The 26,842-nt window shown below is 71.6% G+C and carries 25 protein-coding genes; 13 read left to right on the forward strand and 12 right to left on the reverse strand.

Annotation, left to right across the window (positions count from 1 at the left end; genetic code table 11):
- Positions 1-45: 45 nt before the first annotated feature.
- From ACS5RC_RS12770 to ACS5RC_RS12790, 5 genes are all read right to left on the reverse strand, one after another.
- Entirely contained in the window at positions 46-300 is a 255-nt protein-coding gene (locus tag ACS5RC_RS12770) for a hypothetical protein (protein ID WP_478344235.1), read from the reverse strand.
- A gap of 180 nt (positions 301-480) precedes the next feature.
- Positions 481-894: a TIGR02301 family protein gene (locus tag ACS5RC_RS12775; RefSeq protein ID WP_478344360.1), complete on the reverse strand. Its 414-nt coding sequence runs from the start codon at positions 892-894 to the stop codon at positions 481-483.
- Between the two features lie 53 nt (positions 895-947).
- Positions 948-1,427 carry an NUDIX hydrolase gene (locus ACS5RC_RS12780; RefSeq protein WP_478344361.1) on the reverse strand — a complete coding sequence of 160 codons (480 nt, stop codon included), beginning with the start codon at positions 1,425-1,427 and terminating at the stop codon, positions 948-950.
- Positions 1,428-1,473: 46 nt separating this feature from the next.
- On the reverse strand, positions 1,474-2,586 hold the full coding sequence (locus tag ACS5RC_RS12785; RefSeq protein ID WP_478344236.1) for a hypothetical protein: 1,113 nt from the start codon (positions 2,584-2,586) through the stop codon (positions 1,474-1,476).
- On the reverse strand, positions 2,579-3,301 hold the full coding sequence (locus tag ACS5RC_RS12790; RefSeq protein WP_478344237.1) for an SDR family NAD(P)-dependent oxidoreductase: 723 nt from the start codon (positions 3,299-3,301) through the stop codon (positions 2,579-2,581). The genes ACS5RC_RS12785 and ACS5RC_RS12790 overlap by 8 nt, the downstream gene beginning before the upstream one ends.
- Before the next feature lie 252 nt (positions 3,302-3,553).
- Between ACS5RC_RS12790 and ACS5RC_RS12795 the strand changes: the two genes are divergently transcribed.
- Positions 3,554-4,129, forward strand: coding sequence for a carboxymuconolactone decarboxylase family protein (locus ACS5RC_RS12795; protein ID WP_478344238.1), 576 nt, complete (start codon positions 3,554-3,556; stop codon positions 4,127-4,129).
- A gap of 91 nt (positions 4,130-4,220) precedes the next feature.
- On the opposite strand, the gene pdxH is transcribed toward ACS5RC_RS12795, so the two are convergent.
- Positions 4,221-4,853: a pyridoxamine 5'-phosphate oxidase gene (gene pdxH / locus ACS5RC_RS12800; protein ID WP_478344239.1), complete on the reverse strand. Its 633-nt coding sequence runs from the start codon at positions 4,851-4,853 to the stop codon at positions 4,221-4,223.
- An 88-nt stretch (positions 4,854-4,941) separates the two neighbouring features.
- Between pdxH and ACS5RC_RS12805 the strand changes: the two genes are divergently transcribed.
- From ACS5RC_RS12805 to fabI, 3 genes are all read left to right on the forward strand, one after another.
- Entirely contained in the window at positions 4,942-5,451 is a 510-nt protein-coding gene (locus tag ACS5RC_RS12805) for an RT0821/Lpp0805 family surface protein (RefSeq protein WP_478344240.1), read from the forward strand.
- A gap of 139 nt (positions 5,452-5,590) precedes the next feature.
- Positions 5,591-6,511 carry a DnaJ C-terminal domain-containing protein gene (locus ACS5RC_RS12810; RefSeq protein ID WP_478344241.1) on the forward strand — a complete coding sequence of 307 codons (921 nt, stop codon included), beginning with the start codon at positions 5,591-5,593 and terminating at the stop codon, positions 6,509-6,511.
- Positions 6,512-6,668: 157 nt separating this feature from the next.
- The gene (fabI, locus tag ACS5RC_RS12815; RefSeq protein ID WP_478344242.1) at positions 6,669-7,526 is read left to right on the forward strand and encodes an enoyl-ACP reductase FabI; all 858 of its coding nucleotides are present in this window, start codon (positions 6,669-6,671) and stop codon (positions 7,524-7,526) included.
- A 6-nt stretch (positions 7,527-7,532) separates the two neighbouring features.
- Here the strand turns inward: fabI and ACS5RC_RS12820 are convergent, their stop codons facing one another.
- Positions 7,533-8,699 carry an AAA family ATPase gene (locus tag ACS5RC_RS12820; protein WP_478344243.1) on the reverse strand — a complete coding sequence of 389 codons (1,167 nt, stop codon included), beginning with the start codon at positions 8,697-8,699 and terminating at the stop codon, positions 7,533-7,535.
- Positions 8,700-8,811: 112 nt separating this feature from the next.
- On the reverse strand, positions 8,812-9,798 hold the full coding sequence (locus tag ACS5RC_RS12825; protein WP_478344244.1) for a polyphosphate kinase 2 family protein: 987 nt from the start codon (positions 9,796-9,798) through the stop codon (positions 8,812-8,814).
- Between the two features lie 113 nt (positions 9,799-9,911).
- Between ACS5RC_RS12825 and ACS5RC_RS12830 the strand changes: the two genes are divergently transcribed.
- Together ACS5RC_RS12830 and ACS5RC_RS12835 are read left to right on the forward strand one after the other, a co-directional pair.
- Complete coding sequence (locus ACS5RC_RS12830; RefSeq protein ID WP_478344245.1) at positions 9,912-10,517, forward strand: histidine phosphatase family protein; 606 nt, start codon at positions 9,912-9,914, stop codon at positions 10,515-10,517.
- Positions 10,518-10,671: 154 nt separating this feature from the next.
- Positions 10,672-14,736 (forward strand): Pls/PosA family non-ribosomal peptide synthetase, encoded by a 4,065-nt coding sequence (locus ACS5RC_RS12835; protein ID WP_478344246.1) that lies wholly within the window; start codon positions 10,672-10,674, stop codon positions 14,734-14,736.
- Between the two features lie 64 nt (positions 14,737-14,800).
- Here the strand turns inward: ACS5RC_RS12835 and ACS5RC_RS12840 are convergent, their stop codons facing one another.
- A complete protein-coding gene (locus ACS5RC_RS12840; protein WP_478344247.1) occupies positions 14,801-15,457 on the reverse strand; it encodes an alpha/beta hydrolase in 657 nt (218 codons plus the stop codon).
- 308 nt (positions 15,458-15,765) lie between these two features.
- Here ACS5RC_RS12840 and ACS5RC_RS12845 point away from each other — a divergent pair, with 308 nt between their 5' ends.
- The 7 genes from ACS5RC_RS12845 to ACS5RC_RS12875 all read left to right on the forward strand — a co-directional run bounded on the left by ACS5RC_RS12845 (position 15,766) and on the right by ACS5RC_RS12875 (position 23,251).
- Positions 15,766-16,935, forward strand: coding sequence for a cysteine desulfurase family protein (locus ACS5RC_RS12845; protein WP_478344248.1), 1,170 nt, complete (start codon positions 15,766-15,768; stop codon positions 16,933-16,935).
- Positions 16,936-17,003: 68 nt separating this feature from the next.
- Positions 17,004-18,473, forward strand: a complete 1,470-nt coding sequence (gene sufB, locus ACS5RC_RS12850) for a Fe-S cluster assembly protein SufB (RefSeq protein WP_478344249.1) — start codon at positions 17,004-17,006, stop codon at positions 18,471-18,473.
- Positions 18,474-18,691: 218 nt separating this feature from the next.
- Positions 18,692-19,444, forward strand: a complete 753-nt coding sequence (sufC, locus tag ACS5RC_RS12855) for a Fe-S cluster assembly ATPase SufC (protein ID WP_478344250.1) — start codon at positions 18,692-18,694, stop codon at positions 19,442-19,444.
- A 3-nt stretch (positions 19,445-19,447) separates the two neighbouring features.
- Entirely contained in the window at positions 19,448-20,770 is a 1,323-nt protein-coding gene (locus ACS5RC_RS12860) for a SufB/SufD family protein (protein WP_478344251.1), read from the forward strand.
- 216 nt (positions 20,771-20,986) lie between these two features.
- Positions 20,987-22,231, forward strand: coding sequence for a cysteine desulfurase (locus tag ACS5RC_RS12865; RefSeq protein ID WP_478344252.1), 1,245 nt, complete (start codon positions 20,987-20,989; stop codon positions 22,229-22,231).
- A 52-nt stretch (positions 22,232-22,283) separates the two neighbouring features.
- Entirely contained in the window at positions 22,284-22,667 is a 384-nt protein-coding gene (locus ACS5RC_RS12870) for an SUF system Fe-S cluster assembly protein (protein ID WP_478344253.1), read from the forward strand.
- 209 nt (positions 22,668-22,876) lie between these two features.
- Positions 22,877-23,251, forward strand: coding sequence for a HesB/IscA family protein (locus ACS5RC_RS12875; RefSeq protein WP_478344254.1), 375 nt, complete (start codon positions 22,877-22,879; stop codon positions 23,249-23,251).
- A 45-nt stretch (positions 23,252-23,296) separates the two neighbouring features.
- Here the strand turns inward: ACS5RC_RS12875 and ACS5RC_RS12880 are convergent, their stop codons facing one another.
- The 3 genes from ACS5RC_RS12880 to ACS5RC_RS12890 form a co-directional block, all read right to left on the reverse strand.
- The gene (locus ACS5RC_RS12880; RefSeq protein ID WP_478344255.1) at positions 23,297-24,361 is read right to left on the reverse strand and encodes a GGDEF domain-containing protein; all 1,065 of its coding nucleotides are present in this window, start codon (positions 24,359-24,361) and stop codon (positions 23,297-23,299) included.
- Between the two features lie 231 nt (positions 24,362-24,592).
- Positions 24,593-26,260, reverse strand: a complete 1,668-nt coding sequence (locus ACS5RC_RS12885; RefSeq protein WP_478344256.1) for a DEAD/DEAH box helicase — start codon at positions 26,258-26,260, stop codon at positions 24,593-24,595.
- A gap of 241 nt (positions 26,261-26,501) precedes the next feature.
- Positions 26,502-26,825 carry a hypothetical protein gene (locus ACS5RC_RS12890; RefSeq protein WP_478344257.1) on the reverse strand — a complete coding sequence of 108 codons (324 nt, stop codon included), beginning with the start codon at positions 26,823-26,825 and terminating at the stop codon, positions 26,502-26,504.
- Between the last annotated feature and the right edge of the window lie 17 nt (positions 26,826-26,842).

Below are 26,842 nucleotides of genomic sequence, written 5' to 3' on the forward strand. Positions count from 1 at the left end.
GGATCGACCGGGGTCGTGGCGGGGACATCCCTCCGGCTCGACCCGTCAGTGATGCAGTGTCGTGGTGAAGGCGCCGCCGCGGATGCGCTCGGGGAAACCCTCGGCGTAGCGGGCGGTGGCTTCCTCGCCATAGGTGGTGACGAGTTCTTGGAAGGCGGCGAAGAGCGCCGCCTGCGCCATGCAATCGGCGTCCAGCCCGTCGAGACAGCCCTCGGCGAAGGCTTCCGAGACGTAGCTCAACGCGACGCGCTTCTCCTCCACATCGGCCTCGATCGGGGCAGTCTGAGAAGTGTTGAGCATGGCACGTCACATCCTTCGCGCCGGGCCTGAAGCCCGGCGTTCGACGAGGATGATAGGCGGCTCCGGGCGGACGGGCCAGCCGGGAATTGCGAAGGGGTTAACGCGACCGGTCGATTTGCAGGGTTTTCCCGGATGGTGCGCACCTGTGGCGGATCGGCATCATCGGGTGGATTCGCGCGCTCATCCCCCGAAGCGTCCGGCCAGGCCGTGGGACAGGCGCTCGCCTTCCGCCACGAAGCGGGAGGCAGCCTCCTGGGCCGACGGCGTGCAGACCCGGTAGGTCACGGCGTAGCCGCGGTAGCCCCGGTTGAACGCGCCGGCGAGCCGGTCGCGGCGGGCGGGGGTGACGCCCTCCGCATCGATCAGCGCCTTCATCCGGTTCGTCCACTCCGCCGCGTCCGGGGCGGCGCAGAGGCTGCGCAGGAAGGCGAGGGATCCGATGATCTCGGAGAGGCGCATCAGGTCGCGGTCGTAGGGCGCGGGCTGGTCGGGCGGCGGCGCCGGAGCGGGCGCCTCCTTCTCGGCCGGCTTCTGGGCCGGTCGGCCGCCGCGCGGCTGCTGGGCGAGGCCCGGCGCGACGAGCGCCGCGCCCAGGAGGAGGCCGAGGCCGAGCGTGCCGAGCCGGAGGGTCGGGCCTCGTCCGCCGCTCACGGAGCCGGTTCCAGGGCGACGACGCGGGCGAACGCCTCGGCCAGGGTGTCGACGAGGCCGGGCGTGGTGGCGAGGTCGGCCACCTCGTCGAGGCGGGCCCAGCGCACCGCCAGCGCCTCCGGGCTCGGCGCAGGCTCGCCGCCGCGCCAGAGCGCCGCGTGCGGGTGGACGACGTAATGGTGCCGGGTCCGGCCGTCCGGGGCGCGCTCGATGATCTCTGTGGGAGAGAGAACGCCGACGACCACGGCCTCGAGCCCGACTTCCTCGCGCAATTCCCGCAACGCCGCGCCGGCCAGCGTCTCGCCGGCCTCGACCAGACCGCCGGGCAGGGTCCAGACGCCGCGCATCGGCTCGTTCGCGCGGGCGGCGAGCAGCACCCGGCCATCCCGGATCACCGCGATCGAGGCGCCGACGAAGGGGCGCACCGGGAAGAGGCGCGTCTCAGGGCCGCTGCCGCTCTCGGGGCGGCTCGCCACCTCGGGGACGCTCGGAATCTCGGGACCGCTCACCGCTTCGCACCCATCAAGGCTTGGCACCGTCCGGCGCCACGACGGCGACGCGCCCGTCGGCGAGGCCGACGAGGAGCAGCGCGCGCGGCCCGCGTCCGAGGGCGGCGATCCCGGTCGCGGCGGGAGCGGGGAGGGCGGCGCGCATCACCTCGCGGACGCCGCCGTCGAGGGAGACCAGGGCCAGCGCGCCGCCTCCCGCCACCGGCAGGGCGAGATCGGCGGGACCGTCGCGCTCCGGCTCGACGGGGGCGGCGAGGTCCGCCTCCGCCGGGCCGGCGGCGTAGCCCGGCGCCTCGACGGCGAGCGAGAGGGCGTCGGGGGCGAGCGTCCAGACCTGAAGCAGGCCGTCGGACCGCACCGTCGCGGCCTGGGTCGCGCCGGCTGCGGTGAAGGCGGCGAGCGCGGCGATCTTGGAGGGACCGCCCGGAATGGCCGGGCTGCGGGCCAGGACGGACCACTCGGCCGGCCCGCCCTCGCGGCGGCCGATCAGCGCGAGGCCGCCCGCATCGCCGCTGAGCGTCGCCGCGAGGAAGGCCGGCCGGCCGCCGAGGCGCAGGGCCCGCGGGCGGGCGGCGGCGAACACGGAATCCGGCCCGGGCGCGACCGTGACGGTGGTGATCGGGACGGGCTTGGGCTCGGCGCTCACCGCCATCGGCTGGCGCTCGCGGATGGTCAGGCCCGCCGCACCCGAGCTGCCGTCCGCCCGGGTCGGCCCGGTCAGATAGGCGCTCAAGGCGCCCGACAGGGCGCGGCGCGAGCCGGGCAGGGCGCCGCGCGGCGTCTCGGCGGCGGCCAGCCCCTCGATCGCCTCGGCGCCGAGAAGGGTGGTGCGGATCGCGCCGTCGCCGAGGCCGAGGGCCGCGCCGCCGCCCTCGCCCCAGACCACGACCACCGGGGCGCGCTCCTCCTCACCCGCCTCGGGAGCCGGATCGCCGGGTTTCGGCCGGGCGAGCGGCAGCAGGCCGGAGGTCGCCACGGCGACCGCGACCTCGCTCGCCGGTCCGCGCATCGCGGTGACCCGGAAGGGCAGGTCGAGGATCGTCACCGCGGGCTCGGCGCGGGCGGGAGCCCCCCAGGCGAGAGACAGGCCGAGGGCGAGCGCGCTCCGCCGCAAGGCGTCAGACATGCTGGCCGCCGTTGATGTGAAGCTCGGCCCCGTTCACGTAGGAGGAGGCCTCGGTGCACAGGAAGTAGATCGCCTTGGCGACCTCGTCCGGGGTGCCGAGGCGGCGCTGCGGAATCTGCTCGACCATCTTCTCGGTGCCGGGCGACAGGATCGAGGTGTCGATCTCGCCGGGCGAGATGGCGTTCACCCGCACGCCGAGCGGGCCGAAATCCGCGGCCATCTCGCGGGTGAGCCCGGCGAGCGCCGCCTTCGAGGTGCCGTAGGCCGCCCCCGCGAAGGGATGGACGCGCGACCCCGCGATGGAGGTGACGTTGACGATCGAGCCCTTGGCCCGGGCGAGTTCGTCCCGCAGGCCCTGCGCCAGGAGGATCGGGGCGAAGAAATTGACTTGGAACACCCGCTGCCAGTCGGGGAAGACCGTGCCGATGGCCCCCAGCCGCTCGCCCCCCGGGCCCTTGGGCGAGATGCCGGCGTTGTTGACGAGGGCGTGCAGCACGCCGCCCTCGGCGGCGAGGCGCTCGGCCACCTCGCGCACGCCGCGCACCGTGTCCTCGGCGTCGGAGAGATCGACCTGGAGGTGATCCTCGGGGCCCATCTCCCAGGGGCAGTTCTCCGGGAAGGGGTGGCGCGAGCAGGTGATCACGCGCCAGCCGGCCGCGGAGAACCGCTTCACGGTGGCGTGGCCGATGCCGCGGCTCGCCCCCGTGAGGAGCATGATCCTGCGGCGTTCATTGCTTTGGGCCACGGCCGTGCCTCGCTTCGATCCACGGCTGCCGGCAGGCCGCGCCGTCCGCCGGCGCGCGCAGGCCCGGCCGCGCCCTGTGGTCTAAGCGGTGCGGGGGTGAAAATCCAGGGTCGCCGTTGCGCTGCAGCAGGCGGGCGCGCGGGATCGGGGCCCTTGACCCGGGCCCGGTGGGTACGCTTTGCCGAGGGCCGCGGCGCGGCAGGCGCCGCCGGGAGATCCCAGATGGACGACAGGCCGACGGACCGCCTACCCGAGATCCCGGAGGCCGCGCTGAGCCCGGAGCAGCGCACGGCCGCCGCGGCCTTCCTGTCGAGCCGCGGCACCCCGGTCTTCGGGCCATTCGTGCCCCTGCTGCGCAGCCCCGACCTGATGATGCGCGCGAGCGAGATGGGGCTCTACCTGCGCTACGGCAGCGCCCTGCCGCTGGCCCTGAGCGAGTTCGCCATCCTGCTCGTCGCCCGCGCCTGGAGCCAGCAGCTCGAGTGGCACATCCATCACCCGATCGCCCTGAAGGCGGGCGTGGCGCCCGAGACCGCGCAGGCGATCGCCGAGGGCCGCCGCCCCGAGACGATGACGCCCGACGAGGCGATCGTCTACGCCTTCTCGACCGAGCTGCAGACGAACCGCGCGGTGAGCGACCCCACCTACGCGGCCGTCGTGGCGCGCTTCGGCGAGCGCGGCGCGATCGATCTCGCGGGCATCAACGGCTACTACGCGCTGCTCGCCATGACGATGAACGTGGCCCGCACCGCCCTGCCGGACGGGGCGGAGCCGCCGCTGAAGCCGCTGATCCCGTGATCGTCCGGGGCGGCTCCGCCTCGGGCGGTCCGCCGAGGGCAGGGGGGACCACCCAGGACCACGGGCCTCCGCCTCGGGCGGAATCCTCCGCCTAGGGATAGAGACGCGCGCGCGCCCAGCCCGCCCCGTCGCGGGTGAAGCGCACCCGGTCGTGCAGGCGGTAATCGCCGTTCTGCCAGAACTCGATGCTGACGGGCGCGATGCGGAAGCCCGTCCAGTTCTCGGGCCGCGGCACCGGCTGGTTCTCGTAGCGCGCGGCGAGGTCGGCCACCTCCGCCAGCAGCGTGGCGCGGTCGGCGAGCGGACGCGACTGGCGGCTCGCATGGGCGCCGATGCGGCTGTCGCGGTGCCGGCTCGCGAAATAGGCGTCCGCCTCCTCGGCCGTGACCCGCGTCACGGGGCCGCGGGCGCGGACCTGGCGGCGCAGGCTTTTCCAGTGGAGCACCAGGGCGGCCTGCGGGTTCTGCGCCAGCTCCTCGCCCTTCATCGACTCGACATTCGTGTAGAAGACGAAGCCCCGCGCGTCGAAGCCCTTGAGCAGCACCATCCGCACGTCGGGCAGCCCGTCGCTGCCGGCGGTGGCGAGCGCCATGGCGTTCGCGTCCTCGGGCTCGGAGGCCTCCGCCTCCGTCATCCAGGCGGAGAAGAGCGCGAACGGATCCTCGCTCAGGGTGAAGTCGGACACCGCCCCATCGGGCGCATCACCGATCCTTAACGCGTCCACGGCTTAGTCCTCGCTTGCGGCAACCGGGTCGGGGGCAACCGATGTGGGGCCAGCAGTGGGGCCCCGCACGGTCGTGGGTTGAGGTGTAATGCGTCGTCGCGCGTGTAAAGTCCCGAGTTGCGGCGTGCGGCCCGTTCGCCGGCCCGCCGCGCATATCCTGGCCCCGCTCCTGGCGGGCCTCGGCGCTCTGGCGGTGCTGGGAGGCTGCAGCCAGCCGCTCCTGGTGTTCCGCAATCAGGCCGAGGCGGAGCCCCCGCCCGTGCCGGAGCCGACGGAGACCGGCAGCATCGCCAAGCGCCCCTCGAGCTTCGGCCCGGATCTCGGGGACGAGGATTGGCGCCGTGCCCGGGCCGCGCTCGCCGTCGCCCTCGATCCGCAGGGCAACGGCAAGCCGGTGCGATGGGACAACCCGGAGACGAGCCTGCGCGGCACGGTCAACCCGACGGGCCTGCCCTACGTCGAGAACGACCTGATCTGCCGCGATTTCCTGGCCTCGGTGATCGCGCCGGCGCGCAGCCGCTTCGTGCGCGGCACGGGCTGCCGGCCCTCGGGCGGCGCCTGGGAATTGCAGCGCCTGCGCCCGGCCAAACCGGCCTGACCGCATCCCCGCTTGACGGGACCGCGGATCGCGCCGAGTTTTGCGCGCAGATCCGTTGCAGGGATGCAACACACGCACCACATCCGGGTCGAGATCGCCGACCCGGCGACGGTGCACGACAGGCAAGTCTCAGAAACCGATGCGCAATCCCTACGACGTGCTGGGCGTCCCCAAGGACGCGAGCGAGGCCGACATCAAGAAGGCCTACCGCAAGCTCGCCAAGGCCTACCATCCCGACCGCAACAAGGACGACGCCAAGGCGAAGGACCGCTTCTCCGAGGCGAATTCCGCCTACGAGATCATCGGCGACACCGACAAGCGCAAGCAATTCGATCGCGGCGAGATCGATGCCAACGGCAAGCCGCGCGCCACCGGCTTCGAGGGCTTCGGCGGCGGCGGCCGCGGGGGCGGGTTCGACTTCGACCTCGGCGGCCGCGCGCGCGGCGGCGGCATGGGCGGCGGGATGGGCGAGGACATCTTCTCGCACATCTTCGGCGAAGCCTTCCGGGCGGGCGGCGCCGGGCCCGGCGGCTTCCAGCGCCAGCCCGCGCGCGGCGACGACGTCGCGGCCGAGCTCAGCGTCACCCTGGAGCAGGTCGCCAGCGAGGAGAAGCTCCGCCTCTCCCTGCCGAGCGGGCGCGAGGTCGACGTGATGGTGCCCAGGGGCGTCGTCGACGGGCAGACGATCCGCCTGCGCGGCCTCGGCCATCCGGGCGGACCGCGCGCCGAGCCCGGCGACGCGCTGCTGACCATCCGGATCCAGCCGCATCCGCGCTTCACCGTGGAGGGCGCCGATCTGCGCACCAGTGTCGAGGTGCCCCTCGAGGAGGCGATCCTCGGCGGCACCATCCGGGTGCCGACGCTGACGGGGGCCGTCGAGATGAAGATGCCGGCCATGACGAGTTCGGGCCGCACCTTCCGTCTGCGCGGCAAGGGCCTTCCGAAGAAGGACGGCAGCCGCGGCGACCTGTTCGCCACGACGGCGATCGTCCTGCCGGCGGCCGACGAGGCGGCGCTAACCGAATTCGCCCGCGCGCGCCGCGCCGCCCGCGCGGCCTGATCCGGCGGAAAGCGGGCACCGGAGCGTTTCCGGGTGCACGGGGCGAGGCTTCCGTCATCGGCCCGCCTCCGCTAAGGAGGCTCGCGGCACGCGGGCGGCCTCGCCCCTGCGGGCGGGACCGCCGCGGGTGGGCGGCGGCGGCAAGGTCTGGTGAATCATGGCGGATAACGGCGCGGGTGCGGATCGCGGGGGACCCACCCAGGGAACCGGTTTGCTCGCCGGCAAGCGCGGCGTCGTGCTCGGCGTCGCCAACAGCCGATCGATCGCCTGGGGCATCGCCAAGAGCGTGCACGCCCACGGCGCGCAGCTCGCCTTCACCTACCAGGGCGACGCCCTGAAGAAGCGGGTGGAGCCGCTGGCGCGCGAGCTCGACGCCCACGTGATCGGCCATTGCGACGTCACCGACCCGGCCTCGATCGACGCGGTCTTCGCCGAGGCCGCGCGGGTCTTCCCCGAGGGCATCGACTTCGTCGTCCACTGCATCGCCTTCTCGGACAAGGACGAGCTCACCGGTCGCTACATCGAGACCAGCGAGGGCAACTTCACCAAGTCGCTGCTGATCTCCTGCTACTCCTTCACGGCGATCGCCCAGCGGGCCGAGAAGCTGATGGGCAACGGCGGCTCGCTCCTGACGCTGACCTATTACGGCGCCGAGAAGTGGATGCCGCACTACAACGTCATGGGCGTGGCCAAGGCCGCGCTGGAGGCGTCGGTGCGCTATCTCGCGGCCGATCTCGGCCCCGGCAACATCCGCGTGAACGCGATCTCGGCGGGCCCGATCAAGACGCTGGCCGCCTCCGGCATCGGCGATTTCCGCTACATCCTGAAGTGGAACGAGTACAACGCTCCGCTCCGCCGGACCGTGACGATCGACGAGGTCGGCGAGACGGCGGCCTACCTCGTCTCCGACATGTCCCGCGGCATGACGGGCGAGATCCTGCACGTCGACGCCGGCTACCACGTCGTCGGCATGAAGAATCCCGAGGCGCCCGACCTCAGCCTCGACAAGGATTGAGGTCGGTCAGTCGTCCGCGTCGCCGAAATCGCCGGCGAGCCGCAATCCTTCGATCCAGGTCTCGCCCGCCCGCTTGATCACCACGTGCGGGCGCGCCCCGGCCTCCCGCGCGAGCGCCGCCGCGAGGCGCTCGGAATGCGTGACGAGCCAGACCTGCGTCCTGCGGGCGGCCCGCGCGATCATCCGGGCGAGCGGATCCAGCAGATCGGGATGCAGGCTCGTCTCGGGCTCGTTCAGCGCGAGGAACGGCGGCAGGCGGTAGGCCAGCAGGGCGCCGGCGAGGGCCAGGAAGCGCAGGGTGCCGTCCGACAGTTCGGAGGCCTCGAAGACGCGCTTGGGATAATCGGGAAAGATCAGGCCGAAGCTCGCATTCCGCCCCGGCTCGGGCACCGCGAGGCGCGCGCCCGGAAAGGCGTGGTCGATCGCGGCATCGAGATCGGCGGTGTCCTGGCGGATGTGCCGGAGGGTCGCGAAGACGGCGGCGAGGTCGGCGCCGTCCGAGGCCAGCGTCGGCGTCGTCACCGCGAGACAGGGCCTGCGCAGGGGTGAGCCGGCATCCGTGCGGAAATCGTGGTGGAAGCGCCACGCCGTCATCGCTTGGCGGACGAGCTGGATCTCGGGGAAGCGCAGGGCGTCCTGCATGGCGGCCAGCGCCGTCTCCGTCGCGAGCAGGCCGGTCCCGAGATCGCGCTTGCGCCCCTCCTCGTCGCGCACGAAGCCCGACGCACCGTCGCGCCCGAGCATGACGACGGGTCTGCGGCCGGCGGTGAGGGTGAGCCGCTCGAGCTTCACCTGCGGTTCCTGGGCGAATCCGGCACCCAGCACCGTGACGCCGCCGAACCCGTCCCTGGTTTGGGGAACGAGCCCGATCTCCACCTCGTAGAGATGATCGTGGCCGGCCTCGTCGTTCCTCAGGCCGACCGCGAGGCGGATCCGCGCTGGCGCGCCCTTGCCGCGCTTGCCGGCCCAGAGCGCGGAGTCCATCCCGCCCTCGGCCGCCACGTCGCGCGTCAGCGTGCCCAAGGCCGCCGATTGCAGCCGTTCGAGGGCGCGGTAGAGGTTGGTCTTGCCGACGCCGTTGCCCCCGATGAAGACGCCGAGCGGCCCGACCGGGAAGCGGATGTGGCGCAGGGAGCGGTAACCGGCCGCGGTGATCTCGCGCACGGTATGCATGGGACGATTCTCTCAATCGGACCGATCTCCCCCTTGTGCGGGTCTCCCCCGAGGCCAGCAAGATCGACGCGCGCGGGCCGTCGCGCGGCGCGCGTCGACCGGGGACGCCGGATCAGTCCGGCACCGTCAGGTCCTGGATCCCCTTCGCGGCCTCGGGAAATTGCGGATCCATCGCCTCCAGCGTGTCGGCGATGGTCCGGGCCACGACGAGGTTGCGGAACCATTTGCGGTTGGCGGGCACCACGAGCCAGGGCGCCTGCGGCGTCGAGCAGGCGTTCAGCGCGTCGTTGAAGGCGGTCTGGTAGGCGTCCCAGGATTTCCGCTCGACGAGATCGGCGGGGTCGAACTTCCAGTGCTTCTCCGGATCGGCGATGCGGGCCTCGAGCCGCTCCTTCTGCTCGGCCTTGGAGATGTGCAGGAAGAACTTCAGCACCGTCGTTCCGGTCGCCGTCATCAGCCGCTCGAAATCGTTGATGAGGTCGTAGCGGCTGCGCCAGATCGGTTCGGGGACGAGGCCCTTCACCCGCACCACCAGCACGTCCTCGTAATGGCTGCGGTTGAACACCCCGATCATGCCCCGTGCGGGGGCCCGGGCATGGTAGCGCCAGAGGAAATCGTGATCGAGCTCCTCGGCGCTCGGCACCTTGAACGACGCCACCGTGCAGCCCTGCGGATTCACCCCCTCCAGCACCGCCCGGATGGTGCCGTCCTTGCCGCCGGTGTCGATCGCCTGGAGCACGATCAGCAGGCTGCGGCGCCGCTCGGCGTAGAGCCGCTCCTGCAGGCGGCGGATGCGGGCGTGCTCGGCCGCGAGCGCGGCCTTGCCGGCCTCCTTGTCGAGCCCGCCATCCGCGTCCGGGTCGACCTCGCCGAGGCGGAACGGGCGGCCGGGCTCGACCCGCACGATCCCCTCGGCCGCTCGGACCGGCGCGATCTCCGCCCAGGCGCCGTCGCGGCGCGCCTCGATCCCGGAGGCTGCCCCGACCCAGCGCGAAACGGAGGGCGGATGGTCGCTCCCCTCTGAGGATCCGTGCGGCTTTGTCACGGGAGAATGGTCGCCGGCCTGGGCGGAGCGGCGCCGGGCGTGCTTCTTCGGCATGAAATTCTCGTCGTAGATCGCGGCTGGGCCCGAATGGGCCCGCACCCGCCATCGAGCAGAGGAGACGTGAGCTTGGCAACGACCGGAAGGACGCGCCGTTCCGATCGCAGCGGGTGCGGCGCGTGAGGCGCGGGCGGACGATCTACTTCATCCGGCACGGCCAGACCGGCTGGAACGCCGAGGGGCGCCTGCAGGGCCAGCGCGACGTGGACCTCAACCCCCTCGGAGCGGAGCAGGCGGCGGGCGTCGGGGAGCGCCTGCGCGCGACCGCCGGGCCGGCGCTGGCGGAGGCGGATTTCGTGGCGAGCCCGCTCACCCGGACCCGCCGCACCATGGAGATCCTGCGCGACCGGCTCGGGCTCGACCCGGCGGCCTACCGCCTCGACCCGCGCCTGAAGGAGATCAATTTCGGCGCCTGGGAGGGCTCGACCTGGGCCGAGATCCGCCGCCGCGACCCGGCCGGCGCCGCCGCGCGCGACCGCGCCCGCTGGACCTACCGCCCGCCGGGCGAATCGGCCGAGAGCTACGCCATGCTGACCGAGCGCGTCGCCCCGGTCCTCGCCGATCTCGGACCCACGACCGTGATGGTCGCCCACGGCGGCGTCGCCCGGGCGCTGCTCGTGGCGCTCGGCCATCTCGACGTGCAGGCCGCGCCCCGCATCGCCGTGCGCCAGGGCCATGTCCTGGTCCTCGACGAGGCCGGCTGGCGCTGGGCTTGAGGCCGGGATCCGTTCAACCGCGATTCAACCGGACTTGGTATGGTGCATTCTCGCGCTCCGGCCTATCTCCGGGCGCCTGCCCCGGAAACGGCGTGATCGGGGAATCTACGGCGCCGGGTCATGACCCGGAACGGAGCCGGCAGCGGAGCAGCGGATGAGCAGTCTCGCCGAGAAGACCCGGCCCGAGGCCAATCGGACCGGGACACGGTCCGACCGCGCCGTGCTGCACGGTCCCGCCCGGCCAGACCTGATCCGCGACGAGGTGCTGGCGGAGATCTTCCGCGAGACGGTGCGCGCCAGGGGCGGGCATCCGGCTCTGATCGACGGGGCCTCCACCGGGCCGGACGGCCATCACCCCAGCCTCAGCTACGCCGAGGTCCTCGCCCGCGCCGAGCGCATCGCCGCCGCGCTCGGCCACCGCGGCATCGGGCCGGGCCACGTCGTCGGCCTCTGGATGGCGCGCGGGCCCGATCTGCTGATCGCCCAGATCGGCATCACCCTGTCGGGCGCGGCCTGGCTCCCCTTCGACGCCGAGGCGCCGGCCGAGCGCGTCGGCGTGTGCCTGCGCGACGCGGAGGCCCGGGCCCTGCTCGTCTCCGAGACGCTGGCATCGGGCGCCCCCGACGCCGCGCCGGCGCTCACCGAGGCCGCGCTCCTGGCGGGCGCGCCCGCCGACGCTCCCGTCCCGGATCCGCGCGCGGCCGGGCTGACGCGGGAGCACCCGGCCTACCTGATCTACACCTCGGGCTCGACCGGAATGCCCAAGGGCATCGTGATCAGCCACGCCAACATCTGCCACTTCCTGCGCTCGGCCAACGCCCTCTACGGCATGCGGCAGGACGACGTGGTGTTCCAGGGCGCCTCCGTCGCCTTCGATCTCTCGATGGAGGAGATCTGGGTCCCCTACCTCGTGGGCGCGACGCTGTTCGTGGCCTCGCCCGCCATGATGGGCGACGTCGAGGCCCTGCCCGGGATCATCGCGGCGGCGGGCGTGACGGTGCTCGACACGGTGCCGACGCTGCTCGCCATGATCTCCGGCGACCTGCCGCGGGTGCGGCTCGTGCTGCTCGGCGGCGAGGCGCTGCCCGAGCCCTTGGTCGCGCGCTGGGCCACGCCCGCGCGCCAGCTCTTCAACACCTACGGACCGACCGAGGCGACGGTGGTGGCCACCGCCGCCGAGATGCGGGCGGGCGAGCCCGTGACCATCGGCGGGCCGATCGCGAACTATTCCGTCTACGTGGCGGACGAGGGCCTCGCCCTGCTCGGGCGCGGCCAGCAGGGCGAGTTGCTCATCGGCGGCCCCGGGGTCGCGGCGGGCTACCTGCAGCGGCCGGAGCTGACGGCCGAGAAGTTCGTGGCGAACCCCTTCGCCGCCGGCGGCATCGATCCGGTGCTCTACCGCTCGGGCGACGCGGTCTCGATGGACGAGGCCGGCAACATCCTGTTCCACGGCCGCATCGACGATCAGGTCAAGGTCCGGGGCTTCCGGGTCGAGCTCGGCGAGATCGAGTCCCGGATCCGGGCGCAGGCGGGGATCAACCAGGCGGCCGTGGTGCTGCGTGCCGACGACGGCGTCGACCGGCTCGTGGCCTTCCTGGTGCCCGAGCGCGGCCACGCGATCGACCGGGCCGAGCTGCGCCGCACGCTCTCCGGACAGATGCCGCCCTACATGGTGCCGGGCCATTACGAGGCGGTCGAGACGCTGCCGCGCCTCACCTCCGGCAAGGTCGACCGCAAGGCGCTGCGGATCGCGCCGCTGACCATCGTGGCGGCCGACGCCGACCAGGAGCCGCCGGCCAACGAGACCGAGGCGGCCCTGCTCGCCGCCGCCAAGCAGATCTTCGGCAACCAGCCCCTCGACCTCGCCGGCGACTTCTTCGCCGACCTCGGGGGCCACTCGCTGCTCGCCGCCCGCTTCGTCTCGGCGGTGCGCGAGGTGCCGGCCCTCGCCGCCATCACCCTGCAGGACGTCTACGGCCTGCGCTCCCTGCGGGCGATGTCCGACGCGCTGATCGCGCGCAGCGGCGGCGTCGGCACGGAAGCCGCCATCCGCGATCTCTCCTTCGCGCCGCCCCCGCTGCTGCGCCGGGCGCTCTGCGGCCTCGCGCAGGCGGTGGCGCTGCCGTTCATCATCGCGCTCGCCACCGCCCAGTGGCTGGGCATCTTCGTGACCTACCTGCTGCTGACGGGCGGCGGGCTCGGCTTCTTCGGCGAGCTCGCGGTGCTGCTCCTCGTCTATGTCGGCATCAACGCGGTCACCGCCTGCATCGCGGTCGCCGGCAAATGGCTGGTGCTCGGACGGACGAAGCCCGGCCGCTACCCGCTCTGGGGCGCCTATTACTACCGCTGGTGGCTCGCGCAGCGCCTCGCCCCGCTCGTCCACGTGAAATGGCTCCAGGGCTCGCCCGCCATCGCCATCTACCTGCGGCTGATGGGCGCCAGCATCGGGCGCGATGCCCTCATCTCGGACATCGAGGTCGGCGCGCCGGACCTCCTCAGCATCGGGGCGGGCGCCTCGCTCGGCGGCCGGCTCGTGATCGCCAACGCCGAGGTGGTGGGCAACGAGCTCGTCATCGGCTCGGTGTCGATCGGGGCGGACGCGGCGGTCGGCACCTCCTGCGTCATCAGCCACGACGCGGTGATCGGCGACCATGCCGAGATCGCCGACCTGACCACGATCCCGGCCGGCACACGGGTCGGGGCGGCCGAGCGCTGGGACGGCTCGCCCGGCCGCAAGGTCGGGACGGCGGACCCGTCCGAGCTGCCCGCGCCGGCGGAGGCCGCACCGGGTCGCCGGGCCCTGTTCCTGGCGATCTACGTGGCGCTTCTCGCGGCGATCCCGGCGGTCGGCCTGCTGCCGATCTTCCCGGCCTTCTTCATCTTCGACCAGATCTCGGATTCGCTGGGCGACCTCACCGACGTCGACTACCACTGGTACCTGCCGCTGCTGACATGGCCCACCGCCATGCTGATGACGGCCGGCACGGTGCTGCTGATCGCGGGCATCCGCTGGCTGGTGCTGCCGCGGACGCGCTCGGGCACCCACTCGGTCCATTCCTGGTTCTACCTGCGGAAATGGTCGCTCGCGCTCGCCGTCGAGGTGACGCTGGAGACGCTCTCCTCCCTCTTCGCCACCGTCTACATGCGGGCCTGGTACCGTCTGATGGGCACCCGGATGGGCCAGGGGGCGGAGATCTCGACGAACCTCGCGGGCCGCTACGACCTCGCCGAGATCGGCGCCCGCAACTTCGTGGCCGACGAGGTGGTGTACGGCGAGGAGGAGATCCGGCGCGGCTGGATGCACCTCGCGCCGGCCCGGACCGGCGCCCGGGTCTTCATCGGCAACGACGCCGTGGTGCCCCCCGGCGCCGACATCCCGGACGACGTGCTGATCGGCATCAAGTCGAAGCCGCCGGAGAACGCGGCGATGCATCCCGGCGAGACGTGGTTCGGCTCGCCGCCGATCCGTCTGCCCGCGCGCCAGCGCGTCGATCTCGGCTCGCTCGCCCAGACCTACGAGCCCGGGCTGTGGCCGAAGGTCCGGCGCGGCATCTTCGAGGCCTTCGCGACCTCGTTCTCGCCGATGCTCTACATCACCCTCGCGATCACCGCGATCGACTGGTACTTCTACCCGGCGATCCTCGAGCGCGACTGGTGGGGGCTGGCCGTCTGCTTCGTCACGGTCAGCGTGGTGATCGCGCTGATCCAGTCCTCCGCGGTCATCGCCATGAAGTGGCTGCTGATGGGCGTCTACAAGCCCGGCATGCAGCCGATGTGGTCGTGGTGGGCGATGCGGACCGAGGCGATCGCGGTGGCCTATTGGGGGCTCGCCGGCAAGGTGCTGCTGGAGCATCTCCAGGGCACGCCGTTCCTGCCCTGGGCCCTGCGGCTGTTCGGGGTCAAGGTCGGGGAGGGCGTCTGCATGCTCACCACCGACATCACCGAGTTCGACTGCGTCGAGATCGGTGACTTCTCGGTGATCAACCGGACCTCGGCGCTCCAGACCCATCTCTACGAGGACCGGATCATGAAGATCGGCCTGGTCAAGGTCGGCCGCGGCGTCTCGGTCGGCGCCTTCTCGACGGTGCTGTACGACACCAAGGTCGGCGATTACGCCCGGCTGCGCCCCCTCACCATCGTGATGAAGGGCGAATCGATCCCAGCGAACTCGGAGTGGGAGGGCGCGCCGGCGGTGCCGGTGGTCCACGCCGCGACATAGTGTGCGGGCCGCCCCCGGATCGGACGGTCGCGGGCCGGGACCGGGTCCCGGCCCAGGAGGTCTCTCAGGCCACCTCGTCCTTCCGGCCCAGGCGCTTGTCGAGATAGGTGTCGACCGTCTGCGTCAGCTCGTCGACCTTGCCGTCGAAGAAGTGGTTGGCGCCCTCGACCATCTGGTGCTCGATGATGACGCCCTTCTGGGTCTTCACCTTCTCGATCACCGGCATCACCTCGCGGGCGGGCGCGACCCGGTCCTCGGAGCCGTGCACGAACAGGCCGGAAGAGGGGCAGGGCGCCAGGAAGGTGAAGTCGTAGCGGTTAGCCATCGCGGCGATCGAGATGAAGCCCTCGATCTCGGGGCGGCGCATCAATAGCTGCATGCCGATCCAGGAGCCGAACGAGACGCCTGCGATCCAGCAGGACTTCGCCTCCGGGTTGACCGACTGCACCCAGTCGAGCGCGGCGGCGGCGTCCGACAGCTCGCCCGAGCCGTGATCGAACGCGCCCTGGCTGCGCCCGACCCCGCGGAAGTTGAAGCGCAGGGCCGCGAAGCCGCGGTTGGCGAACGTGTAGAACAAGTTGTACACAATTTGATTGTTCATCGTACCCCCGAACTGGGGATGCGGATGGAGCACGATCGCGATCGGCGCGCCGCGCTTCTTGGGCGCCTGGTAGCGGCCTTCCAGCCGGCCAGCGGGACCCGTGAAGATGACCTCGGGCATGTTCGTCTCAGACTCCTATGGCCGGCGCGAATGCCGCCAGCCGACTCACGCCGCGCCGCGCGGGCCCGGCGCCTTGACTCGGCCCGCATGCGCCGTACAAGCGCTTAGAATGGTTCTAGGCGATTAGAACTATTCTAAAGATCGTATCTCGGCCCTGCGCCGTCCAGGGGGACGGCATTCGGCCGGCTCGCGCACCTGCAGTTCGGCATTCGGCTCGGGTTCCCGCGGGGCCTTAGCACGACGACCGGGTGCGAAAGCAAGGAAATGTCGCCCGCCGACCCGATGACCGACCCCGCAACGGACTTCGCATGAGCCTCGACCGCGCCTATCTCGACCACAACGCCACCGCCCCGGTTCGTCCCGAGGTGGCGGCGGCCGTGGCGCGGGCGCTGCTGCTCCCCGGCAACCCGTCCTCGGTCCATCGGGAGGGGCGCGCCGCCCGCGCCGCCCTCGACGAGGCCCGGGCCGGGCTCGCGCGGCTGGTCGGGGCGCGGCCCTCGCAGGTCGTGTTCACCAGCGGCGGCACCGAGGCGGCCAATGCCGCGCTCTCCGGCGCCCTGCGACGCCGCGGCACGGAGGCGCCCCGCCGCCTGCTGATCTCGGCCACCGAGCATCCCTGCGTCTCGGCCGGCCATCGCTTCCCGGCCGACGCGGTGGAGACGCTGCCCGTGGCGCCGGACGGGGTGCTGGACCTCGACGCGCTCGCGCATCGCCTCGCGGCGCTCGCCGGGGAGCCGGTGCTGATCTCGATCCACGCCGCCAACAACGAGACCGGGGTGATCCAGCCCCTCGCCGCGGTCGTCGCCCTGGCGCGCACCCACGGCGCCGCCCTGGTGCACAGCGACGCGGTGCAGGCGGTGGGCAAGATCCCGTTGGATTTCGCCGCCCTCGGCCTCGACGCGCTCACCCTCTCCGGCCACAAGTTCGCGGCCCCGAAGGGCGTCGGCGCGCTGGTGCTCGCCGAGGGCGTGACGCTGGCGGACGCCTTCGTGCGGGGCGGCGGCCAGGAAGCGCGCCTGCGCTGCGGCACCGAGGCGCTGCCCGCCCTGTGCGGACTCGGGGCGGCGGCCGAGATCGCGGCCGAGGCTCTGGACGGGGAGGCGGCGCGGCTCTCCGCCCTGCGCGACCGCCTGGAGGCGCACGTCCTCGACCGCGCGCCCGGCACGGTGGTGTTCGGCGCGGGGGCGCCGCGGCTGCCGAACACCCTCAGCTTCGCGGTGCCGAGGCTCGACGCGCCGACGGCGCTGATCGCCCTCGACCTCGCCGGGGTCGCGGTCTCGTCGGGCTCGGCCTGCGCCTCCGGCAAGGTGGCGCGCTCCCCCGTGCTCGCCGCGATGGGGGTCGATCCGGCCCTCGCCGCCGGGGCGCTCCGGGTCAGCCTCGGCTGGAATACGGAGGACGCGGACGTGACCCGCTTCCTCCACGCCTTCGAACGGGTGATCCGCACCCTATATAAGCGGCGAGGGGAAGCGGCCTGAGCCGTATTCCCGCCGCCATCCATGAGACAGCCCCGGCCCTTGACGCCGGAGATGCTTAGGAGACGCTGATGCCTGCCGTGCAGGAAACCATCGATCGGGTGCGCTCGATCGACCTCGACCAGTACAAGTACGGGTTCGAGACCACGATCGAGATGGAGAAGTCCGAGAAGGGGCTCTCCGAGGACGTGGTCCGCTTCATCTCGGCCAAGAAGAACGAGCCGGCCTGGCTGCTCGAGTGGCGCCTCGACGCCTATCGGCGCTGGCTCACCATGAAGGAGCCCGAGTGGGCGCGCGTGTCCTACGACCGCGTGGACTACAACAACATCTACTACTACGCCGCGCCCAAGCGCCCGGCCGCGATGTCGCTCGACGAGATCGATCCGGAGATCCTGAAGACCTACGAGAAGCTCGGCATCCCGCTCCGCGAGGTCGAGGTGCTGGAGGGCATCGCTCCCGAGCGCCGCGTCGCGGTCGACGCCGTGTTCGACTCGGTCTCGGTGGCGACGACCTTCAAGAAGGAGCTCTCCAAGGCCGGCGTGATCTTCATGCCGATCTCGGAAGCCGTGCACGAGTACCCCGACCTGGTGAAGAAGTACCTCGGCTCGGTCGTGCCGGTGACCGACAACTTCTTCGCGACGCTGAACTCGGCCGTGTTCTCGGACGGCTCGTTCGTCTACATCCCGCCGGGCGTGCGCTGCCCGATGGAGCTGTCGACCTACTTCCGCATCAACGAGCGCGACACCGGCCAGTTCGAGCGCACCCTGATCATCGCCGACAAGGGCTCCTACGTCTCGTATCTCGAGGGCTGCACCGCCCCGAAGCGCGACGACAACCAGCTCCACGCGGCCGTGGTCGAGCTGGTGGCGCTCGACGACGCCGAGATCAAGTACTCGACCGTCCAGAACTGGTACCCCGGCGACAACGAGGGCAAGGGCGGCATCTACAACTTCGTGACCAAGCGCGGCGATTGCCGCGGCGCCCGCTCGAAGATCTCGTGGACGCAGGTCGAGACCGGCTCGGCCATCACCTGGAAGTACCCGTCCTGCATCCTGCGCGGCGACGAGTCCCGCGGCGAGTTCTACTCGATCGCGGTCTCGAACGGCATGCAGCAGGTCGATTCCGGCACCAAGATGATCCACCTCGGCAAGAACACCACCAGCCGGATCATCTCGAAGGGCATCTCGGCCGGGCGCTCGCAGAACACCTACCGGGGGCTCGTCTCGGCCCACCGCAAGGCCAAGGGCGCGCGCAACTTCACCAATTGCGACTCGCTCCTGATCGGCGACCAGTGCGGGGCGCACACCGTGCCCTACATCGAGTCGAAGAACGCGTCCGCGGTGTTCGAGCACGAGGCCACCACCTCGAAGATCTCCGAGGACCAGATGTTCTACTGCCAGCAGCGCGGCCTGACCGAGGAGGAGGCGACCGCCCTCATCGTCAACGGCTTCGTCCGCGACGTGCTGCAGCAGCTCCCGATGGAGTTCGCGGTGGAGGCCCAGAAGCTGATCTCGATCAGCCTCGAAGGCTCGGTGGGCTGACGGTTCAGCCAGTAGCACGCCCTCTCCCTCCCCCCTCTGCGGGGGAGGGTGCCGAGCGAACGCGAGGCGGGAGAGGGGCACCGCGACGGGGCCGGAGGCGGCACCCAGCGCATCCTCTCCGGAAAGGGCGCTCCCCTCTCCCGACCCCTGCCGACGCAGGGGCCACCCTCCCCCGCAGAGGGGGGAGGGAGACCGGAATCGAACAGGACTACGAAGATATGCTTGAGATCAAGAACCTCGTCGTGCAGATCGAGGACAACCGCATCCTGAACGGCCTGAACCTCACGGTGAAGGACGGCGAGGTCGCTGCCATCATGGGCCCGAACGGCTCGGGCAAGTCGACGCTCTCCTACGTCATCGCCGGCAAGGAGGACTACGAGGTCCTCGACGGCGAGATCCTGCTCGACGGGCAGAACGTGCTGGAGATGGATCCGGACGCGCGCGCCGCCGCCGGCATCTTCCTGGCCTTCCAGTACCCGCTGGAGATCCCGGGCGTCGGCACGATGACCTTCCTCAAGGCCTGCCTCAACGCGCAGCGCCGGGCCCGCGGCGAGGGCGAGATCGCGACCCCCGACTTCATCCGTCAGGTCAACGCGGCCGCCGACAAGCTCGAGATCAACAAGGACATGCTCAAGCGCGCCCTCAACGTCGGCTTCTCCGGCGGCGAGAAGAAGCGCATGGAGATCCTGCAGATGGCGCTCCTGCAGCCGAAGTTCTGCGTCCTCGACGAGACCGATTCCGGCCTCGACATCGACGCGCTGCGCATCGTCTCCGAGGGCGTGAACGCGCTGCGCGCGCAGGGCCGCTCCTTCCTGGTCATCACCCACTACCAGCGGCTCCTCAACCACATCGTGCCCGACGTGGTGCACGTGATGTCGAAGGGCCGCATCGTGAAGTCGGGCGGCAAGGAGCTGGCGCTGGAGCTCGAAGCCTCCGGCTACGCCGAGTACAGCACGAGCGAGGCGGCGTAAGTCATGGCCGACGTCACCAACCTCCGCTCCCCCGCCGAGGCCGGCCTGTCGAGCCTGTTCGAGGCCGCCCGCAAGGGCTTCGCCACCGAGGAGGCCATCAGCCGCGAGGAGGCGTTCCGCTTCTTCGAGGCCACCGGCCTGCCGAGCCGCCGCGTCGAGGCCTTCAAGTACACGGACCTGCGCGCCGCGATCCAGGAAGCCGCCCCGCCGGCCGAGGCGCCCGCCGCCGACGTCGCCAAGGCGGCCTCCGAGAGCGCCCGCGGCTTCGCCGGCATCGAGGCCGCGCGCCTGACCTTCGTCAACGGCCACCTCGTGCAGGCCCTGTCCGATCTCGACAGGCTGCCCGCGGGCGTCACCGTGACGCCGCTGAACGCCGCGCTCTCGGGCAACCATCCCGGCCTGAAGAAGCTGGCGCCGGTCCCGCAGGTCCGCGAGAACCCGATCTACCAGCTCAACACCGCCTTCCTCGCCGACGGCGCGCTGATCAGTGTCGAGGCCGGCGCCAAGGTCGAGCGGCCGCTGCACCTGCGCTTCGTCGGCACGGGCGATCAGGCCTTCTCGACGGCGACCCGCGTGCTGGTCGATCTCGGGGCGGGCGCCGAGTTCCCGCTGCTGGAGAGCCACGAGGGACCGGACGGCGTGTCCTACCAGCCCAACGACGCCCTCGATGTCATCGTCGGCCCGGGCGCCGTCTTCCGCCACACCCGTCTGAACATCGAGGGCAAGGCGGCGATCGCGCTCTCCACCCTCTCGGTACGGCTCGAGGCCGAGGCGCAGCTGGAGACGGTGAACCTCGTCACCGGCGCCGTGCTGTCCCGCCACCAGATCTACCTGCACGTGGCGGGCGACGACGTGAACGCGGTGGTCAACGGCGCGGCGATGCTCGGCAACGGCCAGCTCGCCGATTCGACGCTGCTGGCCGACCACGCCGCGGTCGGCGGCGTCGGCCGCGAGATGTTCAAGACGGTGATCGACGGGGACGCCACCGGCGTGTTCCAGGGCAAGATCATCGTCCGGCAGATCGCGCAGAAGACCGACGGCAAGATGAAATCGGACTGCCTCCTCCTCACCGACGAGGGGCAGATGATGAACAAGCCCGAGCTCGAGATCTTCGCCGACGACGTCGCCTGCGGCCACGGCGCCACCTGCGGCGCGCCGGACGAGGACCTCCTGTTCTACCTCATGGCCCGCGGCCTGCCCCGCACCGTCGCCGAGAGCCTGCTCGTCCAGGCCTTCGTCGGCGAGGCGGTGGAATCGGTCACGCACGAGGGCGCGCGCGCCGCGCTGATCGGCGAGATCGAGGCCTGGCTGGCGGCGCGGGGCTGATCCGGCGAGCCCCTCCCCCCTGCGGGGAGGGGTGCCGAACGCAGTGAGGCGGGCAAGGGGACACCGCTTCAGATTCGTGCGGAGCGGGGTGCAGGCCCAGCCTCGCCCCGCACCGTCGCTCCCCTCTCCGTGGGACTTCGTCCCGACCCACCCCTGCATGAGGCAGGGGCCATCCTCCCCCCGCCGAGGGGGAGGGCGAACCGCGAGCGTGACCCGATGAACGCACCCGTCCTCAACACGCCCTACGACGTCGAGGCGGTCCGCGGGGATTTCCCGATCCTGTCGCAGACCGTCTACGGCAAGCCGCTGGTCTATCTCGACAACGCGGCCTCGGCGCAGAAGCCGAAGCCCGTGATCGACGCGATGGTCGCCTGCATGGAGACCGGCTACGCCAACGTCCACCGCGGCCTGCACTACATGGCCAACGCCGCCACCGAGGGGTTCGAGGGCGCGCGCGAGACCACGCGCCAGTTCCTCAACGCGGGCTCCACCGAGGAGATCATCTTCACCCGCAACGCCACCGAGGCCTACAACCTCGTGGCCTCCAGCATGGGCTGGGCCGGGATGATCGGGGAGGGGGACGAGATCATCCTCTCGATCATGGAGCACCATTCCAACATCGTGCCCTGGCACTTCCTGCGCGAGCGGCGCGGAGCCGTGATCAAGTGGGCGCCGGTCGACGACGAGGGCAATTTCCTCGTCGAGGAATACGAGAAGCTGTTCTCGCCCCGCACCAAGATGGTGGCGATCACCCACATGTCGAACGTGCTGGGCACGGTGACGCCCGCCGCCGAGATCGTGCGGATCGCCCACGCCCACGGCGTGCCGGTGCTGCTCGACGGAGCCCAGAGCGCGGTGCATCAGCCCGTGGACGTGAAGGCGCTCGATTGCGACTTCTTCGTCTTCACCGGCCACAAGGTCTACGGGCCGACCGGGATCGGCGTGCTCTACGGCAAGAAGGAATGGCTGGAGCGGCTGCCGCCCTACCAGGGCGGCGGCGAGATGATCCGCACCGTCAGCGAGGACGCGATCACCTACAACGACCCGCCGCACCGCTTCGAGGCCGGCACGCCGGCGATCGTCGAGGCGGTGGGCCTCGGCGCGGCGCTCGAGTACATGATGCGGCTCGGACGCGAGCGGATCGCGGCGCACGAGGCGGGGCTCACCGCCTACGCGCAGGAGCGGCTCGGCGCGATGAACGCGATCCGGATGATCGGCACCGCCAAGGGCAAGGGCGGGGTGATCAGCTTCGAGGTGAAGGGGGCGCATGCCCACGATATCGCCACGGTGATCGACCGGCAGGGCGTGGCCGTGCGGGCGGGCACACACTGCGCCATGCCGCTGCTCAACCGCTTCGGCGTGACGTCGACCTGCCGCGCCTCGTTCGGGTTGTATAATACGAAGGCCGAGATCGACGCGCTGGCCGCGGCCCTGGCCAGGGCCGAGATGCTGTTCGCCTGAACCGACGTCACCGGATGCTCGGCACCGCGCAGCGGGGCCGGAGGAGGACTCAATGAGTACGGACGCAGCCATCACCGGAGGTGCCAACACCCCGGCCGTCGCGGCGGCCTCGGCCATCCCCCCGGCCGAGCTCGACCGCCTGACCGACGACATCGTCGCGGCCCTGAAGTCGGTCTACGATCCCGAGATCCCGGCCGACATCTACGAGCTCGGCCTGATCTACAAGGTCGACATCGCCGACGACCGGGCGGTGGCGATCGACATGACGCTGACCGCGCCGGGCTGCCCGGTGGCCGGCGAGATGCCGGGCTGGGTCGAGAACGCGGTCTCGGCGGTGCCGGGCGTGCAATCCTGCAGCGTCACGATGGTGTTCGATCCGCCGTGGGACCAGAGCCGGATGTCGGACGAGGCCCGCGTCGCCCTGGACATGTGGTAGCCCCGCGGGCGGGACCGGTCCGTCCGGCCGGTGCCGCCGAGGGCCGGCCGCGCGGCCGTCGGCGTCGTCCGCAGGCAGGGGCCGCCCCTGTCGACGGCGCCTCCGCCGTGCGCGCGGGACAGTGGACCCGCGCAGGACGGATGCTTATCTTTTGCCGTGTATAGGGACTCGTCCGCCCGGGCCTTGAACCCGGCCGCAGGAGAGAAGTGATGGCAGGTTTCAAAGTGATCTCGCTGACCGACGCGGCAGCGGACCGGATCAAGGCGATCCTAGCCGATGCGGAGAAGCCGCTCGCGGGCCTCCGGGTCGGCGTGAAGAACGGCGGCTGCGCCGGAATGTCCTACACGATGGAATACGCCGAGGGGCGCAATCCCGGCGAGGACATGGTCGAGGACAAGGGCGTGACGGTGTTCGTCGATCCGAAGGCGCTGCTGTTCCTGCTGGGCACCGAGATGGACTTCCAGACCTCGAAGCTCGCCTCGCAATTCGTGTTCAACAACCCGAACCAGACTTCGGCCTGCGGGTGCGGCGAGTCCGTCGCCATCACGCCGGTGAACCCCGAGCGCCTGCACGCCCCGGCCTAGCACCGCCGGCCGGTCGCGGGATCGGCGCGCCTCGCGCGCGCCCGATCAGGCGACGTCCTGGAGCACGGAGGCCGGCACCGTATCGTCGATGGTGCGGTTGCGGCCGGCGCGCTTGGCCGCGAACATGCAGAGATCGGCCCGCTCCAGCATCGACACGGCCGTGTCGCCGGGCCGGCAGACCGCGACGCCCACCGAGATCGTGACCTTGCCGAGCGACTCGCCGGTCGAGCGCTTGATCAGGTCGCGGCCCATCACGCTGATCCGGACCTGCTCGGCGATGGCGCGCGCCGCGGCGCCGTCGCGACCCGGCAGGACGATGCTGAACTCCTCGCCGCCGAAGCGCGACAACGTGGCGCCGCCGCCGGCAGTCTCGCGCATCACCACGGCCACCAGGCGCAGCACCTGGTCGCCCGTCAGGTGGCCGTAGAGATCGTTGAAGCGCTTGAAGAAATCGATGTCGAGCACGATCAGGCTCGAGGGCGCGCCCGTGCGCGCGGCACTCTCGACGGCGGCCTCGAGCATCGCCTCGAAGTGCTTGCGGTTCGACAACCCGGTCAGCGGATCGGTGAGGCTCTCGATCCGCGTGGCCTCCAGGGTCTCGCGCAGCACCTCGATCTCGGCGCGGCTCTCGCGCATGCGCGCCTCAAGGACCCGGTTGGTCGCCGCGACCTCCCGCGTGGTCGAGACGAGGCCGCCGACGATCTCGCGCATCTGTTCGCGGGTCAGCGAGGCCAGAGACAGGTTCTGGGTGAGGACGCGCAGCGATTCCCCGAACTGGGCCGCGGAGCCGACGGAGAGGTCGAGCATCTCCATGAAGCTGGCGATCTCGCTGAGCATCGTGGCGCTGGTCTCGCCCGCGACGATCGCGAGACGGCCGTCGGCGAGATATTGCTCGTGCAGCGCGTCGGTATCCGCCTCCGTCAGGCTGCGATTCTGCGCGATCAGCCGCTTGACGGCGTCGTTGAGCAGGGGCTTGTCGCCGGCCACGTAGGCGTACCAGACGCCGTAGGCGCGCGGCGTCGCCGACGGTCCGTAATCCCGGATCAGATCCTGCACCCGTTGTGCGAGGGCGAAGCTCCGATCCCGATCCGCGTTCTGCGCCTGACTCATCCTAGGACCTTGCGCTCGGCTCCGATCGGCGCCGATGACGGTGCGCGACCCTGCGGCACTCTAAGCACAAGTCGTGGACGGAGCGTTAAGTCGGGGCGGCCGCCGGCCGGCGATTCCTGGCCTCAAACCTCGCACAATCTGTCCAGATGTTGCGACGCTGAGGGACAAAGACTGTTCAGGGCGCTGAAACCTCAGATCAGGCCGGCTCGCGCCGGGCCCGACCCAGCCCGGTCATTTGGCCTTCTTGACCGCGGCCGGGCGCAGCAGGAACGCCGGGACATGGGCGCCGAGACCGACCGGCGTCTCGCCGTCGGGATCCCGGTCGCGACGGCGGTTCGAGGACCGGTCCTCGCGCAGGGCGGAGGCCGTCTCGCGCGGCGCCGGATCGCGCTCCCGCGGACCGGCCGCGCGCGGCGGGCGCGCCTCCCGCGGCGCGTCGTCCGCAGCCCCGGACCGGCCCTCGCCGGATCTGGCACGCCCGTCGCCGGACTTGGCGCGCGCTTCGGACCTGACACGCCCCTCCGAGGACCGCGGGCGGCCCTCCGGGGATCCGGCGCGCTCGTCGCGACCCTCATCGGCCGATCTGGCGCGTGCCTCCCGCGGAGGCTTAGCGGCGGTCTCGCCAGCGGGCTTGGTCCGGGCCCCGTCGGAGGATTTTCCGCGGCCCTCGCCGGCCGGCTTGGCGCGGCTGCGGCGCTCGGTCCCGGTCGAACGGGTGCCGCGGTGCCGGGTGCGGGCCTCCGGCTCGGCGTCGCCCTCCTCGGGGACCGCCGCGAGATCCCCGTCGAGCCACGGGATCGGCTTGCCGATCAGACTCTCGATCGCCTGGAGCGAGCGGCTGTCGGCGCGGCTCACCAGGGTGAAGGCGTGCCCGGCCCGGCCGGCCCGGCCGGTGCGTCCGATCCGGTGGACGTAATCCTCCGGATGGTGCGGCACGTCGAAGTTGAAGACGTGGCTGACCGCCGGAATGTCCAGCCCGCGGGCGGCGACGTCGCTCGCCACCAGCAGGGCGGTCTCGCCGTTGCGGAAGGCGTCGAGGGCGGTGGTGCGGGCGCGCTGATCCATGTCGCCGTGGAGCGCCGCGGCGTCGAAGCCGTGGCTCACCAGGGATTTCTGCAGCAGGGCGACGTCGCGCTTGCGGTTGCAGAAGATGATGCCGTTCTTGAGATCCGCCTCGCCGCGGATCAGCCGGCGCAGGCGGTCGCGCTTGGCGTGGCCCTCGGCACCCACGGCCACGAGGCGCTGCACGATGGTGTCGGCGGTGGAGGCGGCCCGGGCCACCTCGATGCGCTGCGGGTTGTGCAGGAACATGTCGGCCAGCCGCTCGATCTCGGGCGGCATGGTGGCCGAGAAGAACAGGGTCTGGCGCGTGAAGGGCACCATCTTCACGATGCGCTCGATGTCGGGGATGAACCCCATGTCGAGCATCCGGTCCGCCTCGTCGATGACGAGAAGCTCGACGCCGGTCAGCAGCAGCTTGCCGCGCTCGAAATGGTCGAGCAGGCGGCCGGGCGTCGCGATCAGCACGTCGGTGCCGCGGGTCAGCTTGGCGTCCTGGTCGGCGAAGGAAACGCCGCCGATGATCAGCGCGACGTTGAGCTTGTGGTTGGTGCCGTAGCGCTCGAAATTCTCCTCGACCTGCGCGGCGAGCTCGCGGGTCGGCTCGAGGATCAGCGTCCGGGGCATGCGGGCGCGGGCGCGCCCGTTCTCCAGAAGGGTCAGCATCGGCAGCGTGAACGCCGCCGTCTTGCCGGTCCCGGTCTGGGCGATTCCGAGAACGTCGCGCCGGGCCAGCACGTGGGGGATGGCCTGGGCCTGGATCGGGGTCGGCTCGGTGTAGCCGGCCGTGGTGACCGCCTGCAGGACCTTGTCGCTCAATCCGAGGTCGGAGAAGGGCATTCGATACGGGTACCGTTGCGCGCGGGATCGGACCGGCCGGCGCGGAGGGGATGGTCGCGGCGACGGCTGAAGAGCCGATCGCGGCCGGACCGTAGCGGCTTCAGTCTGTCGCGGCAGAACCCTGGCCTCGGGTCCGGCATGCACGCGGTTGTGCGGGACACTTAGAGCCCTACCGCCGCTTGTCAATCTGGACCGGCGGGGTGCGCCCCGTTCTGAACAGGTTTGCGGCGCGGACCTCCGGTCAGCGAACCGCCGTGCCGCCGCGCAATCCGTGCGTCGCGCAGGGATCGAGACGGACGGCGTTGGCCGTCTCGCGCCGCGGACCGAGCGCGCCGGTGGTCTCGGGTTCGATGAAGCCGGGCCCGGAGAGCTGAGACACGATCCGGGTCGGGCCGGCGCGCTCCTCCGGCGCGACGCCCGCGAGGTGCCGGGTCAGGGCGAAGGCGCCGACGACCGTGGCGGCCGCCACCTTCAGCGCCCAGACGATCGCCGTTCGGCGCGGGCGCCCGGCGTCGAGATCCTGATCCTGCACCCCACGCCCTCGCAGCAGCCTTGCCGCGAGCATCCCGGATCGCGGTTAGC

The sequence above is a fragment of the Methylobacterium sp. HJ2 genome, assembly GCF_056431005.1.

Bases quoted from the DNA above. Each gene is read 5' to 3' on its own strand.
- ACS5RC_RS12820 (WP_478344243.1), bottom strand. From the start codon at position 8,699: ATGCATACCGTGCGCGAGATCACCGCGGCCGGTTACCGCTCCCTGCGC.
- ACS5RC_RS12885 (WP_478344256.1), bottom strand. From the start codon at position 26,260: ATGCCCTTCTCCGACCTCGGATTGAGCGACAAGGTCCTGCAGGCGGTC.
- ACS5RC_RS12810 (WP_478344241.1), top strand. From the start codon at position 5,591: ATGCGCAATCCCTACGACGTGCTGGGCGTCCCCAAGGACGCGAGCGAG.
- ACS5RC_RS12835 (WP_478344246.1), top strand. From the start codon at position 10,672: ATGAGCAGTCTCGCCGAGAAGACCCGGCCCGAGGCCAATCGGACCGGG.
- ACS5RC_RS12880 (WP_478344255.1), bottom strand. From the start codon at position 24,361: ATGAGTCAGGCGCAGAACGCGGATCGGGATCGGAGCTTCGCCCTCGCA.
- ACS5RC_RS12805 (WP_478344240.1), top strand. From the start codon at position 4,942: ATGCGTCGTCGCGCGTGTAAAGTCCCGAGTTGCGGCGTGCGGCCCGTT.
- sufB (WP_478344249.1), top strand. From the start codon at position 17,004: ATGCCTGCCGTGCAGGAAACCATCGATCGGGTGCGCTCGATCGACCTC.
- ACS5RC_RS12890 (WP_478344257.1), bottom strand. From the start codon at position 26,825: ATGCTCGCGGCAAGGCTGCTGCGAGGGCGTGGGGTGCAGGATCAGGAT.
- ACS5RC_RS12860 (WP_478344251.1), top strand. From the start codon at position 19,448: ATGGCCGACGTCACCAACCTCCGCTCCCCCGCCGAGGCCGGCCTGTCG.
- ACS5RC_RS12795 (WP_478344238.1), top strand. From the start codon at position 3,554: ATGGACGACAGGCCGACGGACCGCCTACCCGAGATCCCGGAGGCCGCG.
- ACS5RC_RS12770 (WP_478344235.1), bottom strand. From the start codon at position 300: ATGCTCAACACTTCTCAGACTGCCCCGATCGAGGCCGATGTGGAGGAG.
- ACS5RC_RS12865 (WP_478344252.1), top strand. From the start codon at position 20,987: ATGAACGCACCCGTCCTCAACACGCCCTACGACGTCGAGGCGGTCCGC.
- ACS5RC_RS12845 (WP_478344248.1), top strand. From the start codon at position 15,766: ATGAGCCTCGACCGCGCCTATCTCGACCACAACGCCACCGCCCCGGTT.
- ACS5RC_RS12825 (WP_478344244.1), bottom strand. From the start codon at position 9,798: ATGCCGAAGAAGCACGCCCGGCGCCGCTCCGCCCAGGCCGGCGACCAT.
- sufC (WP_478344250.1), top strand. From the start codon at position 18,692: ATGCTTGAGATCAAGAACCTCGTCGTGCAGATCGAGGACAACCGCATC.
- fabI (WP_478344242.1), top strand. From the start codon at position 6,669: ATGGCGGATAACGGCGCGGGTGCGGATCGCGGGGGACCCACCCAGGGA.
- ACS5RC_RS12875 (WP_478344254.1), top strand. From the start codon at position 22,877: ATGGCAGGTTTCAAAGTGATCTCGCTGACCGACGCGGCAGCGGACCGG.
- ACS5RC_RS12840 (WP_478344247.1), bottom strand. From the start codon at position 15,457: ATGCCCGAGGTCATCTTCACGGGTCCCGCTGGCCGGCTGGAAGGCCGC.
- ACS5RC_RS12870 (WP_478344253.1), top strand. From the start codon at position 22,284: ATGAGTACGGACGCAGCCATCACCGGAGGTGCCAACACCCCGGCCGTC.
- ACS5RC_RS12785 (WP_478344236.1), bottom strand. From the start codon at position 2,586: ATGTCTGACGCCTTGCGGCGGAGCGCGCTCGCCCTCGGCCTGTCTCTC.
- ACS5RC_RS12790 (WP_478344237.1), bottom strand. From the start codon at position 3,301: ATGCTCCTCACGGGGGCGAGCCGCGGCATCGGCCACGCCACCGTGAAG.